The 17,075-nt window shown below is 62.7% G+C and carries 14 protein-coding genes; 3 read left to right on the forward strand and 11 right to left on the reverse strand.

Translation table 11 applies throughout. The features are described 5' to 3' along the window. Window positions 1-365: 365 nt before the first annotated feature. On the forward strand, window positions 366-2,981 hold the full coding sequence (locus tag OR16_RS39900; protein WP_050983035.1) for a SagB family peptide dehydrogenase: 2,616 nt from the start codon (window positions 366-368) through the stop codon (window positions 2,979-2,981). Between the two features lie 175 nt (window positions 2,982-3,156). On the opposite strand, the gene OR16_RS19930 is transcribed toward OR16_RS39900, so the two are convergent. Then, complete coding sequence (locus tag OR16_RS19930; RefSeq protein WP_063709601.1) at window positions 3,157-3,921, reverse strand: IclR family transcriptional regulator; 765 nt, start codon at window positions 3,919-3,921, stop codon at window positions 3,157-3,159. Between the two features lie 635 nt (window positions 3,922-4,556). Between OR16_RS19930 and OR16_RS19935 the strand changes: the two genes are divergently transcribed. Both OR16_RS19935 and OR16_RS19940 read left to right on the forward strand, forming a co-directional pair. Beyond that, entirely contained in the window at window positions 4,557-5,486 is a 930-nt protein-coding gene (locus OR16_RS19935; protein ID WP_006159751.1) for a LysR family transcriptional regulator, read from the forward strand. A 213-nt stretch (window positions 5,487-5,699) separates the two neighbouring features. Further along, entirely contained in the window at window positions 5,700-7,091 is a 1,392-nt protein-coding gene (locus OR16_RS19940) for an alginate export family protein (protein WP_006159752.1), read from the forward strand. A gap of 35 nt (window positions 7,092-7,126) precedes the next feature. On the opposite strand, the gene OR16_RS19945 is transcribed toward OR16_RS19940, so the two are convergent. The 10 genes from OR16_RS19945 to OR16_RS19985 form a co-directional block, all read right to left on the reverse strand. After that, window positions 7,127-8,038, reverse strand: a complete 912-nt coding sequence (locus OR16_RS19945) for a pirin family protein (protein WP_043420393.1) — start codon at window positions 8,036-8,038, stop codon at window positions 7,127-7,129. Between the two features lie 99 nt (window positions 8,039-8,137). Next, window positions 8,138-10,819 carry a pyruvate dehydrogenase (acetyl-transferring), homodimeric type gene (aceE, locus tag OR16_RS19950; RefSeq protein WP_006159754.1) on the reverse strand — a complete coding sequence of 894 codons (2,682 nt, stop codon included), beginning with the start codon at window positions 10,817-10,819 and terminating at the stop codon, window positions 8,138-8,140. Between the two features lie 176 nt (window positions 10,820-10,995). Continuing rightward, on the reverse strand, window positions 10,996-11,385 hold the full coding sequence (locus tag OR16_RS19955) for a nuclear transport factor 2 family protein (RefSeq protein WP_006159755.1): 390 nt from the start codon (window positions 11,383-11,385) through the stop codon (window positions 10,996-10,998). A 27-nt stretch (window positions 11,386-11,412) separates the two neighbouring features. Next, window positions 11,413-12,132, reverse strand: coding sequence for an ABC transporter ATP-binding protein (locus tag OR16_RS19960; RefSeq protein ID WP_006159756.1), 720 nt, complete (start codon window positions 12,130-12,132; stop codon window positions 11,413-11,415). 2 nt (window positions 12,133-12,134) lie between these two features. Beyond that, the gene (locus OR16_RS19965; RefSeq protein WP_237717125.1) at window positions 12,135-12,932 is read right to left on the reverse strand and encodes an ABC transporter ATP-binding protein; all 798 of its coding nucleotides are present in this window, start codon (window positions 12,930-12,932) and stop codon (window positions 12,135-12,137) included. Between the two features lie 8 nt (window positions 12,933-12,940). Then, window positions 12,941-13,876 (reverse strand): branched-chain amino acid ABC transporter permease, encoded by a 936-nt coding sequence (locus tag OR16_RS19970; protein WP_006159758.1) that lies wholly within the window; start codon window positions 13,874-13,876, stop codon window positions 12,941-12,943. Window positions 13,877-13,878: 2 nt separating this feature from the next. After that, on the reverse strand, window positions 13,879-14,253 hold the full coding sequence (locus OR16_RS46040; protein ID WP_237717126.1) for a branched-chain amino acid ABC transporter permease: 375 nt from the start codon (window positions 14,251-14,253) through the stop codon (window positions 13,879-13,881). 11 nt (window positions 14,254-14,264) lie between these two features. Beyond that, entirely contained in the window at window positions 14,265-14,768 is a 504-nt protein-coding gene (locus tag OR16_RS46045) for an ABC transporter permease subunit (RefSeq protein ID WP_237717127.1), read from the reverse strand. 30 nt (window positions 14,769-14,798) lie between these two features. Next, entirely contained in the window at window positions 14,799-15,965 is a 1,167-nt protein-coding gene (locus OR16_RS19980) for an ABC transporter substrate-binding protein (RefSeq protein WP_043420394.1), read from the reverse strand. Between the two features lie 59 nt (window positions 15,966-16,024). Next, window positions 16,025-16,945, reverse strand: a complete 921-nt coding sequence (locus OR16_RS19985) for an NAD(P)-dependent oxidoreductase (RefSeq protein WP_006159760.1) — start codon at window positions 16,943-16,945, stop codon at window positions 16,025-16,027. Window positions 16,946-17,075: the final 130 nt, after the last annotated feature.

The following is a 17,075-nucleotide window of genomic DNA, read 5'->3' on the forward strand; positions in this document are numbered from 1 at the left end:
GTCTCCTTCCAGTACCCACTTTTGCGCCGCCGCCTGATGTATCATCTGGCGGACTATCTATTTCATTTTTGACAACTCTAACTATCCGATGAACGACTGTCAAGCACACGGCCGAGCGATATCGCGCTCGACGTCCGCGCGCATGAGCGTGGGGGCTACCTTCGGACCGGCGTATCAGGACCGGCGGCTTTCCCAATTGCGCGGCCGCCGACAGCAACGCATATACGAGTCGCAACCCTTTACCTGGACGGCTTCTCCCAAGAGAATTGCGAATCGCGGCATGAAGACGACGACAGATGGCTCTCAGGCATGACTAACTATGGGCGTGAGGGCAGTGTTTCATTGGACACTATTGGATGGTTGGCATGGGAAGACGCAAGGTGAGCAGCGTGCGCGGCATCGAGGCGCCCGAGGTTGCGCGAAAGCGCAAAGGGACCAACCCGGGCGGGCGGAGGGCAATCGGGAGAGGGGCACCTCGGGAGTGGTACATCCCGGATTGCAAACGAGGGCAAGCCCTGTTGGATGGCGCGCAGGTGGGGCAGGCAATGGAGGTGTTTCAAGCCATCCTTGCCCGGCTCGATCAAGCTTCGCAGTTCGAGCGGGCTGTGATACTCGGGCGGCTCTCCCGATGTCTATACCTGAGCGCGCGTGCCGACGCGGCAGTCGAGCGGCTCCGTGAAGCCATCGCTATTGCCGAAGTACTCGCTCCCACCGACGGCGTGGAGAGCCTGCGGGGAACTTTGCAATCCGGACTGGGAGACGCACTCCGGGCAACCGGCCGGCACGGCGAAGCACGCAAAGCGTACACAGCAGCACTAGCTGTTGCCGAGCGGCTTGGAAATCTGCGGAGCCAGGGTATCGATCTGGGACACCTCGGCGCGCTCTTCTTAGCGGAAGGCAAGCTGGAGGAAGCTCGGAAGCACTACCTTGCAGCACTCCCGTTGTTTGAGCGGGTTCAAGAGCGGGGCATGGAAGCGGTAGTCCGGTACCAGCTCGGCAGATTGCTACAGGAACAACGGCAATTGGCGGAGGCCGATTTGCACTATAGGGAAGCGGCTCGTCTTTCGGAAGCAACCGGAAATCCGGCCAAAGCCGGCCTGATCTGGAGCGAGCTGGCCACGCTCCACCAAGAGGCCGGCCATCCAGGGACGGTGGAACTGTGTCGTCGAAAGGCAATTGAATTGGCGCGCACGTCTGGCGACTCCCTTCAGCTATTGCGTGATCTGGTAAAACTTGCCGAATTCCACAACGCCCCCCAGAGCCGACCTGTTGAGGCTCGCCGATTGGCAGAAGAGGCGCTCGCGGTAGCGCAGACGCTCGATCCAGCCATCGCCGATGTCTGGCACGCATATGGCGTCCTCGGAGACATCGCCGCAACCGAGGCCGCGATCAGCGCGGATAGCCAACGGAAAGCCATACTGCTTGCACAGGCCAACGACTTTCAAGAGCTTAGGCGACGCGCGCCCGGAATTTTCACCACCCTCGCCCGACTGGATGCAGCACCTAGCTGGGGCCGAGCCGTGATCCTTGGCCGCCTTGGTCGTTGTTTCCTGATAGCCGGGCGGCCCGACCTGGCGGTGGCGCACTTTCTGGAGGCCATCGATATCACGGAGATGCTTCCGGCCAGTGAAGTCCTGAGGAGCTTGCGCGGCACCTTCCGCTCGGAACTCGGGGAGGTACGCCGCGCGATCGGCCAGTCCGATGCATCGAGGGAAGCATCCGACCGGACCGCCACGCTTCATCGGGATTCACTTCCCACGGCCAACGCTGGCGGCTGCAGCAGCGCACTGTCGGCGGACTTCTTGGTCACCCTTGACGAAGAACTGCTCATTGATTTCGCTTTCGACACAGACCTGCTTGTCGACGGACCACGCGAGCGGAGCCTCCAAAGGTGGGCCGCAGAGCCGAAGCCTCTCGCCAGGAACGTGCGCCCCATGATGATGCCGTGCACGCGCAATTGGACAGATGAGGATGGTGCCGTTCATTTTGCGCTTTCGCTGCAAGAACCGACCTTCGAACGACATCCCGGTTGCACCGTCATACGGCGAACCCGCCGCGACGTGGTACTGGCGGGCAGCCCATCTATTCTCTTCCGGCTGATCCGAGAAATGGATGGAACCGCCACCGTTGAGGAACTCATCTCGCGGATCCAACCCGCTGAGCGCGGCATCGCCTTGCATATGCTAGCCGTGCTGGCTGCCACGGGCGCGGTCGACGTGTCCGGCCGGCCAATCGGTCGGCTGCTTCATAAGACAACCAAGAAGGGAGTCCTGCCGGGTGGCGGGTTGGAGGGCGACGACATCTTACGGCTGACTACCGACGGAAACTACCGTGAGTTCCCGGACTCGCCCAGGATTGCAATTGGTCAATCGATCCCCGAGCCTCTCCGCGCATTCCACACGCTCACCCGTGCGCGCCGATCGCACCGGGACTACCGCGGTCTCCCGCTGACCCGGAGTGCATTTGACGCAATCCTCGACACTGCGTGCGGGGTGACAGGGTCGCTGGCGTGGGCGGGACGCGATTCCAAACTTCGTGCGTATCCTTCCAGCGGGGGTCTTTACGCAGTCGAGATTTATCCTATCGCCCTTCGCGTGGAAGGCCTGGACCAGGCGGTATACCACTTTCTTGCGACCGAGAATGCACTGGAGAAGGTCAAGCCAATCGATCGGGAGCAGGTCGTGGATACGATGCTTCCTGTCGAGAGAGAGATGACTGCTGGCGCCGCTGCCATGATCTGCATGACAGGCTTCTTCCCTCGACATGAACGGAAATATGGCGAGGGTGGCCACCGTATGTTGGTGGCGGAAGTGGGGCATATCGCCCAGAACCTGGTCCTTGCAGCGACGGCTCTGGGACTGAGCGCACGACCTTGCGGAGGCGTATTCGACGATTTGATGAATCACGCCCTCGGGCTTGACATAGCGCAGGAGCAGTTCATGCTGTCGGTTCTTATCGGGCACGCTGGTGGAAAAGGATAGATCTGCACCTGCACCATCGCTACCATCCGGCATTGAGCCTGCTACGGGCTCAATGCCGATAGAACACACCAGAAGGTGGCTTCGGCAGTGGGTGCGGTGCCAGACGGCTTGAAAGCGAAAGGCGTGCAAATTCGCCTCTCGATCTGGCTGCCAGCCACGCCACCAAGACCAATAGCTATTGAGTGTTGCCTTGCAGATTAGCGAACATCTTGGTGCTACCAAGTACAGAAGACACCCTGGCGGCCGTGGAGAGCACAAGCTCGACGTAATGATTCTGCAGTGTTTTTGTGAGCCGCGCCTGTGGCATTGCAAGCGCCAGCGACCCCACAACCTTCTCCTCGCTATCGAAGATCGGCGCCGCAATTGACGCACCGCCCGCAATCAGCTCTCCAAGAGAGATGCAGTACATCTTGCGCCGTATCGTTCTAAGCGCGGCCTTCAACTCCTCGCGGGCTTGTTGCTGGGGTAATACCTGGAGAATCTCATCGATCGCCGTTTCCTGGAGGAAAGCAAGAATCGCCTTGCCAGGGGCGCCAACATGAAGCGGTCGAACGCTAATGCCCGGCGCATAGGACAACGGGTTCTTGCTGCGGAGTTCCTGGACGCACTCACGTCTGTTATCGCCCTGGAACACGAAGAGCGAGACCGTCTCGCTCGATGTTTCCCATAGTTCTTCCAGGAAGGGCTGAGTCACCCGAACGAAATCTGTCGCAGACAGGAACGCATTCGCCAAATCCACTGCACGGTGAGTGAGCTGATACGTACGAGGATCGCCGAAAGAGCGTAGCAGCCCTTTCTTCTCCAGAGTATTCAAAAGACGATATAGCGTCGGGCGACTAAGTGGGACAGCAGCCTCGATTTTCGAAATCCCCATCGATGGTGTTTCGATAAAGCTAAGCAGGATGTCCAGAGCCCGCTCGACCGAGCGTACACTATCCAAACGATATCCCCTATTTGTAGAGTCCGACTATCTTTCGGCTCATGTTTCGGCTCATGTTTCGGCTCATGTTTCGGCTCACGACAAGTGGGGCCGCAATGCCGCCTCCCCACCCGTTACCAACTTTCTTTCATGGCTAACTGAGCCTGTTCCGAACCAGGCTCTCATTCGTCCGTCAGGTTTTAGTTCCGGTCCTCGCCGACGCCGAGGCTTAACCACTGTCGTAGCGGTACAGACCGGGTGCCATTGTGCCAGAACCATAGCTGCGGCTCCACTTTCACCTGCCGCCTCCCCTATCCACCCGCCACTCTGAAGCCACACTCCCATGGCCAACCACGCCCGCTCGGGGATATGGTCAATGTGAGCGACCTACTCGCAGAAGGATGAGCACGACGGGTCTCTTACATAGTAGAAGTAGTTGGGGTCAGGAATGTTTGTGTCTTTCAACAAGTGTATGCCGGGGTGCGAAGAGTAGCGTCGGAACACCGTCTCTACGTACATCTTGCCGAAAGCAGCGTTCTTAGCTACCGAACAATGCCCCTCCGCGGACCGGAATCCGCGCAATCATCAGGGCGATTGCTGAACGCAATCGACCTTGGGTATCCTATGGACCCAACGCATCCCTCTATCACATTCGCATGCAGCTAAGAACGGACGAACTTGAAGCTTTCCTGTTGGTTGTTGAGCAAGGCAGCGTCAGCGGGGCCGCCCGTCACCTCAATCTGTCGAAATCCGTTATCAGCAAGCGATTAAGTGACCTGGAGCGTACGCTCGGCGTTTTGCTCCTTCAACGCTCGACGCGACGCGTTCAGCCCACGGAGAATGGGGCAAGGTTCTATGAAGAGACGCGCTCGGCGTTAGCGCAACTCACGCGCGCGGCCGAGACCATTTCTCAGAATTCACAAGAGTTGTGCGGCGAATTGCGAATTCTTGCTCCCATGAGTTTCGGTACGCTCTGGCTCTCTCCACTCCTGTCCCGGTTCGCAGCCGCGAATCCAAAGCTGAATCTGATCGTCGATCTCGACGACCGACTTGTCGATACCGAACATGCACGGTTTGATGTCGCAATCCGGGTGACGCGCCTGGGCGACACTGCGATGATCGCAAGGAAGCTTGCGGCAAGTCGCAGGATCGTTTGCTGCAGCCCAGCATACGCGCAACGAGCCGGGCTTCCCAAGACGCTGGACGACATCACACGCCATGCCTGCCTGACCTATAGCAACGCGCCACCCGGCCAGATCTGGGCGTTCCAGGGTCCGACACCCCGGTCTGCCCCAAGAGTGGTTACGCCGCGAGGCCAGTTCACCGCGAATAATGGCGAAGTGCTGAGGGATGCAGCGACGACTGGGCAGGGGCTGGCTGTGCTGCCGCTCTTTATCGTGGCCGACGACATTCGAGCGGGCCGTCTTATCAATGCGCTACCCAATGAGACGCCGCTGGACGACGGCATCTTTGCCGTCTATCAGCGCACGCCGTTTGTCTCGCACAAGCTGAAGGCGCTTATCCTTTTCCTGCAACAATCACTGTCGCCGCCTCCCTGGGAGGAGCCGGGGCATCAGGAGGAATAGCCGGGGACATCATTGCCTTGCGGCTGTACGAAGGCCAGCCTAACCTTGTGCTCATAAGCGAAATCCTGCCGTCGCGGCAGGCTGCCAACTGACGAACGGAATTCGAATCACGGGTCGCTAGTCAGGAAAGACATGAGCACGGGAGCGCTCCCCAGACGATGGTGCCGGCTACAGCCGGCCACCCGTTCCGGCTTCGGGAGGGTGGCTGGCGCGATGCTTGCCGCCCTGGCCACCGCGCTGGAGATGACTTGCGCCGCCGCCCAGCAGTCTTCTCCAGTGGCTGCGACTGCGCCCGCCTTCAAGCTGTTGCGCTACGACGAGGACTACAGCTACCTGCAAGACCCCGCCAGACGAAGCGACTTCTGGGATCCCGTCAAGTACATTCCGATTAGCGCGTCTGGCTGGTTCATCAGTCTCGGCGGCGAAGTGCGGGAACGCTTCGAAGATTACACTGCGGCGAACTTTGGCGTGCCGGGCAAACAGGGCGACAGTTACCTGCTGCATCGCGCCCTGCTCCACGCTGATCTGCATGCGGGTGAGTTCGTTCGCGGTTTCGTGCAGCTTGGCAATCAACTGGCGCCCGGCAAGGATAACGCGGCCCCGCCCTATAGTGACCGACTCGACGTGCAACAGGCTTTCGTTGACGTGCGGTTTCCGTTGAAGGAACGTGTGGCCGACGACCCGTTCCTGCGGATTGGACGCCAGGAAATGGCGTTTGGTGCACAGCGCCTGATCTCGATCCGGGACGCGCCGAATGTGCGGCGCGCCTTCGATGGCGCCCGCCTGGGCGGAACGGTCGACCGGGTTCGCGTCGACGCCTTCGCCACGCGTCCGGTACAGTTGCGGGACGGCGTTTTCGATGATCGACCCAACCATGCACAGGGGTTCTGGGGCGCCTACGCGACAGTAGCGGACAGCCTCATACCCCACTCCGGTTTCGATCTCTACTATCTTGGTTTCGAGAACGACCACGCGCTGTTTAGCACCGGCACGGGCGGGGAGCGAAGGCACTCGATCGGCGCACGCGTCTTTGGCCGCCACGGAGACTGGGACTGGGATTGGGAAACGCTCGGCCAGTTCGGATCCTTCTCCCAGCGACAGATCCGGGCATGGGGATTTTCAACCGATACCGGCTACACCCTAGCGGCTTACGACTGGAAGCCCAGGGGCGGAGTCAAGGCGACCATGGGCAGCGGCGACCGGAACCCCCACGACGGAACGCTTGGCACCTACGACGGCCTCTTTCCAAAGCTCGCGTATTTCAATCAGGCCGGGCTGATCGGGGCCTCCAACGTGATTGATATACAGCCATCGCTGACCCTGCATCCGGCCCCTGCCCTGAAGCTCACGCTGGCCTGCGATTTCATCTGGCGTGCAACAACCCACGATGCCGTCTACACCTCCGTGGGCATACCGATTGCGGGTACTGCAGGACACCCGGGCCAGTACAGCAGCAGCCAATTCTCAGTTGATGCGGCCTGGCAGGTAGATCGCCACATTTTCTTCAATGCCGGCCTTGTCTATATGGATATTTCCAAGGCCTTGAGCACAGTGGGCGGGCACAACACAACATTCACCTATATCGCGGCCAGCTACACGTTCTGACCGTGTCTGGCGTTGCGCAAATGCATGGCGGCTCGCTAGCGCCCGCGGCTGGCCTTAATCTGGAGCCCTGCCATATCGGGGGCGGCAAGCCGGGGCGAGGTACTGCCCCTGACCTCGCCAAAGCGCTCGCCGTTGTGGTTCCATTCATGCGTCGCGGCCTCGATCTCGGCCTGGGTGCGCCCGACGAAGTTCCACCACAGTAGTATTTCCTCGTCGAACGGCACGCCGCCAATGATGAGCAATTGCGCCAGCCCGGCACAGCGCAGGCTCAGATGTGTCCGGCCGGCGCCGAGGTACATCAAGGTGCCGGGGGCGAGTTGCTCCCCGTCAATCTCCACTTCGCCGCGCAGAGTCAGCGCGGCATACTCGAAGCCGGCATCCAGCGGCACCGATTGCGCCCCGGCACCCGTGGCCACGAGATCGAGTCCCACCAGCGGCGAGTACGCCGGGACGGGAGACGTTTCGCCGAATGCCGTCCCCACCAGTACTGTGATACGGAAGCCGCCGGCATCCACCACCGGCAGGTTGGGATAGTTCTGGAACGCCGGCTCCCGGTGACGCTCGGCGTCCGGCAGTGCAATCCAGAGCTGCGCGGCATGCAACCGGCCTGCGCTTGCATTCGGCGTATCTTCAGCGTGAACGATGCCCCGCCCAGCGGTCATCAAGTTGACCTGCCCCGGGCTGATCAGTTGTTCATAGCCCAGGCTGTCGCGGTGCAGGACTTCTCCCTCGATCATCCAGGTGAAGGTCTGCAGCCCGATGTGCGGATGCGGACCCACGCGCAAGCCCTGTCCCTCCCCAAACTCCGCAGGACCCGCGTGATCGAGGAAACACCAGGCTCCGACCATGCGGCGTTGCCGGCTGGGCAGCGCGCGGTGAATGACGAAGCCCTCGCCGATCTGGGCCGCGCGGTCGGGATGCGCTCCAGTACCGGATGGCCGGGGCATTGCGGACAGTCGCGCGACAGCGAAGCGGCGCTGTCCATCGTTACATTGCTCATGGAAAACTCCTCTATTCGGACTAGGCGATCCACAGCCGCGGGCCGATCAGGCACGCAGCGGATACGGCTTGCCAGGGTCGATCTCATACTTGTCAATGGCACGCTGCACGATAGCCTTGTCCAAGGTACCCTCATCCGCCAGGGCCTTCAAAGCGGCCAGGACAATCCAGTGGCGGTCGACTTCGAAGAAGTGGCGCAATTGCTCACGCGTGTCCGATCTGCCGTAGCCGTCGGTGCCGAGCACCGTGTACCGCCGCGGCACAAACGGGCGGATCTGCTCCGCCAGCGCGCGCACGTAGTCAGTGGAGGCAATCACTGGGCCTTGCGCCTGCCCAAGGCACTGCTCGACGTGGGACCGCCGTGGCGGCGCTTCCGGGTGCAGGAGATTCCACCGCGTTGCCTCGTTGCCCTCGCGGGCCAGTTCGGTAAAGCTGGGGCAACCCCAGAGGTCAGCCTGCACGCCCCAGTCCCGCTGCAGCAGATCCGCTGCCGCGATGACCTCGCGGAAGATGGTGCCGGCGCCGAGGAGCTGAACCCGGGGCGATGCGCTGTTGCCGTCCTCGCCGCGCCGGAATAGGTACATGCCCTTCAGGATGTCGGCCTCAGCACCTGAAGGCATCGCCGGATGCTCGTAGTTCTCGTTCATCACGGTGATGTAGTAATACACATCCTCCTGGTCCTGGATCATCCGGCGCAGGCCATCCTGGATGATCACAGCCAGCTCGTAGGCGAACGTCGGGTCGTAGCTGATGCAGTTGGGGATGGTTCCGCCCCAGACCAGGCTATGGCCGTCCTCATGCTGCAGGCCCTCCCCGTTCAGCGTCGTGCGACCCGCCGTTCCCCCCAGCAGGAAGCCGCGCGCGCGCTGGTCGCCGGCGGCCCAGGCCAGATCGCCGAAGCGCTGGAAGCCGAAGATCGAGTAGAAGATAAAGAACGGGATCATTGGCTCGCCGTGCGTCGAGTATGCCGTGGCGGCGGCAATCCAGTCCGCCATCGCCCCCGCCTCGTTGATGCCCTCCTGCAGAATCTGCCCGTCCTTCGATTCCTTGTAGAACATCAGCTGCGTGGCATCCTGCGGCGTGTAAGTCTGCCCCTGCTGCGACCAGATGCCGATCTGCCGGAACAACCCTTCCATGCCGAAGGTACGCGATTCGTCCGAGACGATCGGCACGATGCGCCGGCCCAGTACCTTATCGCGCAGCAGCGTGTTCAGGATGCGGACGTAGCTCATCGCGGTCGAGAACTCGCGCCCCTCGCCACCGGCTTTGAGCTGGGCGTCGAAGGCCGACAACGGCGGCACCGGCAGCGACGGGCCGCGCCTGCGCCGGGACGGAAGAAAGCCGCCCAGCGCGCTGCGGCGCGCATGCAGGTATGCGTGCTCGCGGGAGCCTTCCTCGAACTTCAGGTAGGGCAAGGCTTCGAGCTGCTGGTCCGATAGGGGCAACTTGAACCGGTCACGGAAATGCATGAGCGCTTCCACGCGCATGCTCTTTTGCTGATGCGTGATGTTCTGGGCTTCGCCCGCCTCGCCCATGCCGTAGCCCTTGATGGTCTTCGCCAGGATGACGGTCGGCTGGCCCTGATGATCCGCGGCGGCCTGGTAGGCGGCATAGACCTTGTGCGGATCATGGCCGCCGCGGTTCAACGCCCAGATATCGTCGTCCGACCAGTCGGCGACCATGGCCTTCAACTCGGGCGTGTTGAAGAAATGCTCGCGCACGTAGGCGCCATCCTTGGCCTTGAAGGTCTGGTAGTCGCCGTCCACGCATTCCATCATCCGCCTGGCAAGGATGCCGGATTTGTCCCGCGCCAGCAGCGCATCCCACTTGCTGCCCCACACCACCTTGATGACGTTCCAGCCGGCGCCACGGAATTCCGCCTCCAGTTCCTGGATGATCTTGCCGTTGCCGCGGACCGGGCCATCGAGCCGTTGCAGGTTGCAGTTGATGACAAACACCAGGTTGTCCAGGTGCTCCCGCCCCGCCATGCCCAGCGCGCCACGAGATTCGGGCTCGTCCATCTCGCCATCGCCGCTGAACACCCAGACCTTGCGGCCGGCGTGCTGCCCGAAGCCGCGGTCTTGCAGGTACTTCATGAAGCGGGCCTGGTAGATGCCCATGATGGGGCCCAGCCCCATCGACACCGTCGGGAACTGCCAGAAGTCGGGCATCAGCCAGGGGTGCGGATAGGAAGAGATGCCCTTGCCGTCCACTTCCTGACGAAAGTTGTCCATCTGTTCTTCGGTCAACCGGCCTTCGAGGAAGGCCCGCGCATAGAAGCCAGGCGAAGAGTGCCCCTGGAAGAAGACCAGGTCACCGCCATGCTCGCCGGACGGCGCATGCCAGAAGTGATTGAAGCCGACCTCATACAGCGTCGCGGCAGACGCGAAACTGGCGATATGGCCGCCGACATTGGTGTCGCGCGCTGCTCGCAGGACAAGCGCAACCGCATTCCAGCGGATATACGACCGGATGCGATGCTCGAGGTCCTGGTCGCCGGTACTCCTGGCCTGCACGTCAACGGGGATCGTATTGACGTAGGCCGTGTTCGCGCTGAACGGCAGGTAGATACCGGCGCCATGCGCACGCTCGATCAGTTTCTCGATCAGGAAGTGCGCGCGTTCCGTCCCTTCGTACGCGATGACGGCATCGAGCGCGTCGAGCCATTCCGCAGTTTCTTGCGTGTCAATGTCGTCGTCTGGGAAAGTGGGCGGCGTAGCTTGCGCCATGCTGAACTCCTCTTGGGCAAGGTTGGAGCGAAGTGTCCGGCAATCCATATGGGAAGACTCCCCGGACAGGGGAGTAAAGCGTAGCATCCGCACTTCGCCGCGGTAAGGTTCCAGTTATCGAACACGCTGTTCCGTCAGCGCGAACAGCAGGCCGACGGATCAGGCTGACGACCTTGTCACGCCGCGCCAGCCGGCACGGGCGTTGACGCCCATGCGACCATCTGCCAGCCACCGCCGCCACGCTTCCAAACGCTCAGGAATCGGTTGTCCAGAGTGCGCTCGACGCCATCGACGACAGCTTCGATCACCACCATGCCGTGCATCATCGCCAAGCCGTCATAAATGATTTGCTCCACATCACTCAAGCGGGCGTCCAGGTATCTGACTCGCCCGTTCGCCAGCGAGGCGAGGTACGCTTGCTTGCCCTCCCGCAGCGCGGACGAATGCGTGTAGGAAAGTTCCTCGGCCAGCAGGCCTTCCAGCGCGGCGATATCGCCGGCAAGCATGGCGCGGTACCGGGCTTCGTCGGCCAGCTTCAGTTGCGCAACGGCCGTTGTGTGTTCCATGCTGTCTTCTCCTTGAATTGCTGGGCATCAGCCCTGCAGGTAGGCCTTGATCAATGTCTTGTCGTTCAACACCGCGCTCCATTCCCCCCGGCGAACCTCATGGATTACACGCCCCACCGACAGGACGTAAGCGCGGTCGGTCATCTCGGAGGCAATCGCCACGCTCTGCTCCACCAGCACGATGCTCATGCCGCGCGCCCGCAACTGGTTCAGCACCGCCAGTATCTCCTTGACGATCCTGGGCGCCAGCCCGGTGGTCAGTTCATCCATGATTAGCAAGTCGGGTTGCAGCAACAGCGCGCGGGCGATCGCGACCATCTGCTGCTGGCCGCCGGACAGCAGTTCCACCGCGCACTGCCCGCGCTCGCGCAGGATCGCGAAGAGATCGCAGACTTCGTCGAATGAAAAGCGCGTCTTGCCGCCATTGGCACGCTTGCCGGCGCGCTCGGCAAGCCGCAGGTTGTCATGGACCGACAGCTCGGTGAACAGGTTCCGGTTCTCCAGCACCACCGCGATGCCGTGCTCGAACCGCCGGTAGCCAGGCACCCGGCTGATCTCGACGCCATCCTTGACAATGCTGCCTCCCATCGGCCTGATCAGGCCGGACAGGGTCCGCACCAGTGCCGTCTTGCCGGCGCCATTGGCGCCCACTACGGCAACCGCCTCGCCCTGCTCCACATCGATATCGATCTCGTGCAGCACCGGCACTGTCCCGTAGCCGGCGCGCAAGCCTCTTACCTGTAGCATTGTCAGACTCCCATATAGGCTTCACGTACACGCGGATCGGCCTGCACCTCAGGCAGCGCCCCGGTGGCGATGATCTCGCCAAAATACAGCACGTGCACGGTGTCGCAAGCCGTCATCAGCCCCATATCGTGGGAGACCAGCAGGATGGTGATGCCTTGCTCGTTCAGACGCGCGATCCACGCTGCCAGCGTTTCGATCTCGTCGCTGTTGAGACCGGAGGACGGCTCATCCAGCAGCAGCAGGCGCGGATTGCCGATGCAGGCGCGTGCCAGTTCGACAATGCGGCGCTGCCCAGCGGGGAGGCTTCCCGCCAGGTTGTCCTGCAGCCGTGCCAGGCCGAACTTCTCGCAGCAAGCCTGTGCGGACGCACGCATCGCGCGCAGTTCGGCACGGGACTTCGGGGTGCGCAGCATGGCTTGCAGCACGCCCGAACTCGTTGCCTTGTAGCAGCCCACCATCAGGTTTTCCAGCACGGTCATGTGCTCGAAGACCTGGGGCGTCTGGAACGTCCGGACCAGGCCGGCGCGGCTGCGCTGCTGGATCGAATCGGCGGTGATCTCTCGCCCCGCCAGCGATACCCTGCCGCCCTTCGGGCGCAGGAAGCCGGAGATGATATTGAAGCAGGTGGTCTTGCCGCTGCCGTTCGGACCGATCAGGCCGACGATCCGGCCCGCGGGCACCTCGAAGCTCACGTTGCGCAGGACGTCGAGGCCGCCGAAACTGTGCGCGACGCCTTCGAGCGTCAGCAAGGACGGCGTGGCGGCGTGCACGGCATGCGCGCCGGTTCTGAAATCAGGCACGGGAGCATTCATTGCGCCGCCCTCCACGACCTGGCGCGCATCAGCGCACCCACCAGCCCACCCGGCATCAGGGTCACGACCAGAACTAGCGCCAGACCGAACAGCACCTGGTGGAAGTCTCCCAGGCCGCTGAGCAACTCTGGCGCCAGGGCGACGAACAGCGCCCCCAGCACCACGCCATAGACAGAGCGCGCACCGGCAACGACCGGCACCAGCAAGAAGACGATGGATCGCTCCACGGTGAAGCTCTGCACGCTGACAAACGACACGTAGTGCGCGAACAGGGAACCCGCCAACGAGCCGAGCATGGCGGACAGCACGAACATCGCCGTCTTCAGCCCGCGCATGTCGATGCCCAGCACTTCGGCCGCCGGCGCGGCGTCGCGCATGGCCCGCATCGACAGGCCCGGCCTGCCCTTGACCAGGTTGTCCACCAGCCACAGCAGCAGGATCGCGAGCGGCCAGATGAAGTAGTAGTAGCGCTCCGGCGTGTCAAGCATAAAGCCGAACAGCGACAGCTTCGGAATGCCGCCGATGCCGAGCGTGCCGCCGGTCAGCCAGTCCCACTCGAAGAAGAGCACATTGGCGATGCTCCCCACCGCAAGCGTAGCCAGGGCGAGAAAGAAGCCGCCGAGACGCAGCACCGGCGTGCCGATGATCGCAGCCAGCACGGCGCTGAAGACCAGGCCGGCGGCGAACCCGCCCAGCGCCGGCCAGCCGAGTACCGTGGTGCAGTAGGCCGACGCATACGCGCCAAAGCCATAGAACGCGGCCTGCCCGAGGTTGACGATGCCGCACTGCCCGAGCAGCAGGCCAACGCCCAGTCCGCCGACCGTCAGGATCGCCGCGAAGTTCAGCATATCCAGGTAGTGTCGAGACAGCATCTGCCCGGCCACCGCCCATAGCACCAGGGCGATAAGCACCAGCGCACGCGAATAGTTCATGGTTATCCTCCTTTGCGGCCCACGCGGCCAAGCATGCCGTTGGGAAGCAGAATCATGATGACGATCAGGATCGACAAAGCGATCACATCGCGGTAGCCCGATGGGAAGCCCAGCACGGCCAGCGATTCGATCAGGCCAAGCATCAGCCCGCCGACGACGGCGCCCAGCGGATTGCTCAACCCGCCGAGGATGGCGGCCGCGAAGCCTTTCAGCGTGAGGCCGATGCCCATCTGGTAGTTCATGGCGATCAGCGGCGTGACCAGGATGCCGGCAATGGCGCCGAACCCGCCGCCAAGCAGGAACGTCAGGGACCGCATCCGGCGCACATTGATGCCGGTGGTGGTGGCCCCGTCGGGATCAAGCGAGGCGGCCGTCATGGCCAGGCCCGTCAGCGTCCTGGTGTATAGAACAGGCGCAGCAGGCCAACCAGCAGCGCGGCAATGCCGATCAGGGACAAAGCGTGCGTCGGCGTGACGGCGCCGAGGAGTTCGACCACGCCGTCACCGCCGATGCCCGGCAGCAGATGCGAATCGCGCCCGCCGACATACAGCGCGGCGGCGGACAAGGTGAAGGCCAGCCCGATGGTCAGCAGCAGATAGCTTTCCTCGGTGGCTCCGCGCCGCGTCATCGGCCGCACGAACAGCAGGTCGATGACCAGGCCGCTGGCCGCCCCAGCGGCGATGCCAGCAGGGATGGCCAGCACGTAGGGCAGCCCCACTGCCTGCAGCGCGAACACTGCCACCAGTCCGCCGACCACGGCGAACTCGCCTTGCATGGCGTTGACGATGCGGGTGCCCTTGTAGATGACTGCCATGCCGACGCCGATCAGCGCGTAGACAAAGCCATTGGTGATCCCGGACAGGACCGCCTGGATGATGAGACTCATGGACATCGTGGTTCCTCTCAGATTGCCAGTATCCCGCTAGGGCTTGGCGGCCGTGTAGCCGAGGCGCACGAACTGGCCCTTTTGCAACCGCGAGTAGGTGAAACCGGCAAGCGTCATGCCGCCCATGTCGGACGCAGCGAAGTCATAGCGGGTGGTGGCGCCCAGATATGGCTTGCGCAGTGCGCTGCAGAGCTTTTCGTTCGGCGCGTCCGCGCCGGCGGTCTTCAGGCCGTCGGCCAGCGCCATCACGGCGTCCCACGCGACCGCGGAGAAGTGCTTGGGCAGCTTGCCGTACTCCTTGCGATACGCTTCGACGAACACCTTCTGGTTCGGCAGCGGGTCCTCGGCCACCACGAACTCTGAGTGGATGATGTTGTCCGCCGCATCGCCCATCGCTTTGACGGTCTCGTAGGTGGCGGTGCCGTGCACGGAAAGGATGGGCACGCCGATCTTCAGTTGGCGCACATTGCGGAACGGCGCGGGCGAGGTCGAGATGATGATGAGCGCATCGGGCGTGGTTGCCTTCACCTTGGCCGCCTGGGTGGTCACGTCGGTCGCGGCGATTTCGAATTTCTCCACCTGCACGAAGCTGACCCCGTACTCGCGGTCCAGGTTCTTCATGCTGTTCCACACCACTTGCCCGTAGCCGGAGTCATGCAGCACGCCAATCCGCTTGAGGCCATTGTCGCGGGCGTAGGAGAGCACGGCGCGCGCGTTGAGCTCCTGCGAGGGCGTCATGTGAAATACGCAGGTGCGCTCGCGCTCCACCGCCGGCCCCAGGCCGGAAAAAGCGAATACGGGCAGTTTCTGCGGCTGCGTGATGCTGCCGATGGCAACGGTCTGCGCAATTCCCGTGGGCCCCACAATGGCGCGCACCTTGTGCGTGTACATCAGTGCGTTCGCCTTGGCCACCGCGGAGTCCGGACTGGACCCGTCGTCCTCGAACACGATCTCGAGCAGGCGTCCCTGGATGCCGCCGCGGCCATTGATCACCTTCTGGGCCAACAGGGCGCCTTCGCGTTCGGCGAGCCCCACGGCGGCAAGTCCGCCGGTCGTCGACAACAGCGCGCCAATACGGATTGGCTCGCCGCCCGGCTTCGGCTGGGCCAGGGCCGCCCCTACCGCGCATGTGAACGCCATGCCCGCGATGACGGCGGCCATCGCCTTCCTGGGCATCCGTAGATGGATTGCTCTGTAGCTCATGTCTGCTCCGTTTCTATTATTAGTGATTGACCCGAGGGCCTTGATGGATCGGCCCGGGCTCACGGCCCCGGGCAAGACGGGCGGAAGTCCTGCGCATCGGCATGCCCGCTCATCATCGCCAGCACGTCAGCAAGCGCGGCCACATCGAGATGACTCATATCCCGGCTCTGCATCATGGCGAGGTACTGGCGTACCAGGGATGAAATCGGCAGCGCGGCGTCGTTGCGGCGAGCGACCGCCAGCGCCAGGTCCAGGTCCTTCACCACAAGCGAGATGGCGCCGTCGGCGCTGTACTCGCGCTGCTTCAGTTTTTCCGCCTTGGTCTTGTAGTGCGGACTGGCCACGATGCTGTCGTTGATCGCGTCGATCATGAGCGCGCGGTCCAGCCCCGCGCGCGCGCCGAAGGCGAGCCCTTCGCCGATCACCGCGGTGCTCATGAACACCATCAGGTTGATCATGAGCTTGATGACGCGCGCCTCTTCGGCCTCTCCGACATAGGTTTGCCTCGCCGTGAGACAGGCCAGGACCGGGCGCACAGCATCGAAGGCCTCCTTCGGGCCGGAGACATAGCTGCTCAATTGCGCGCTCGCCGCCAGCGACACCGTCCCGGAGACCGGAGCGCGCAGGTACTGCACGCCACGCTGTGCAAGCGCCTGCGCAACCGTGGCAGAGACATCGGGCGAGACGGTGCTCATATCGACATGGATCCCGGCACCCGCCGCTCCGGCGAGGAGGCCATCCTCGGACATGACAATGTCGCGCAACCCCTCATCGTTGAATATGGTCGAGAAGACTACGTCCACCGCCGCCATCAGGTCCTTCGGCGAGGCTGTCATGGCTGCGCCCGCCGCGATGACGGGTTCGCACTGCGAAGCTGTCTTGTCGAAGACCATCACTGGATAGCCGGCGTTCAGCAGGTTCAGGCACATTGGCCGGCCCATGGCGCCGACGCCAATCCAGCCGATTCGCAAGGGATTCATGCTTTGTCTCGTCCTTTATGTGCTTTTGGTCAACGCTCATTTTTTCGTCAAAAAAAGTCGTTGTGCGAAGAAATTTAGTTGAGAACCCGAAGGCAGGCAAGGCGGGGTTTTCACCGGAGGTGGGAGATAC

This window comes from Cupriavidus basilensis OR16 (assembly GCF_000243095.1).
Taxonomy (GTDB): domain Bacteria; phylum Pseudomonadota; class Gammaproteobacteria; order Burkholderiales; family Burkholderiaceae; genus Cupriavidus; species Cupriavidus basilensis_D.

What these genes read in the sequence shown, in the direction of transcription:
- OR16_RS39900 (WP_050983035.1), top strand. Translation starts at nt 366, where the DNA reads ATGGGAAGACGCAAGGTGAGCAGCGTGCGCGGCATCGAGGCGCCCGAG.
- OR16_RS19935 (WP_006159751.1), top strand. Translation starts at nt 4,557, where the DNA reads ATGCAGCTAAGAACGGACGAACTTGAAGCTTTCCTGTTGGTTGTTGAG.
- OR16_RS19940 (WP_006159752.1), top strand. Translation starts at nt 5,700, where the DNA reads ATGCTTGCCGCCCTGGCCACCGCGCTGGAGATGACTTGCGCCGCCGCC.
- OR16_RS19945 (WP_043420393.1), bottom strand. Translation starts at nt 8,038, where the DNA reads ATGCCCCGGCCATCCGGTACTGGAGCGCATCCCGACCGCGCGGCCCAG.
- aceE (WP_006159754.1), bottom strand. Translation starts at nt 10,819, where the DNA reads ATGGCGCAAGCTACGCCGCCCACTTTCCCAGACGACGACATTGACACG.
- OR16_RS19955 (WP_006159755.1), bottom strand. Translation starts at nt 11,385, where the DNA reads ATGGAACACACAACGGCCGTTGCGCAACTGAAGCTGGCCGACGAAGCC.
- OR16_RS19960 (WP_006159756.1), bottom strand. Translation starts at nt 12,132, where the DNA reads ATGCTACAGGTAAGAGGCTTGCGCGCCGGCTACGGGACAGTGCCGGTG.
- OR16_RS19970 (WP_006159758.1), bottom strand. Translation starts at nt 13,876, where the DNA reads ATGAACTATTCGCGTGCGCTGGTGCTTATCGCCCTGGTGCTATGGGCG.
- OR16_RS46040 (WP_237717126.1), bottom strand. Translation starts at nt 14,253, where the DNA reads ATGACGGCCGCCTCGCTTGATCCCGACGGGGCCACCACCACCGGCATC.
- OR16_RS46045 (WP_237717127.1), bottom strand. Translation starts at nt 14,768, where the DNA reads ATGTCCATGAGTCTCATCATCCAGGCGGTCCTGTCCGGGATCACCAAT.
- OR16_RS19980 (WP_043420394.1), bottom strand. Translation starts at nt 15,965, where the DNA reads ATGAGCTACAGAGCAATCCATCTACGGATGCCCAGGAAGGCGATGGCC.
- OR16_RS19985 (WP_006159760.1), bottom strand. Translation starts at nt 16,945, where the DNA reads ATGAATCCCTTGCGAATCGGCTGGATTGGCGTCGGCGCCATGGGCCGG.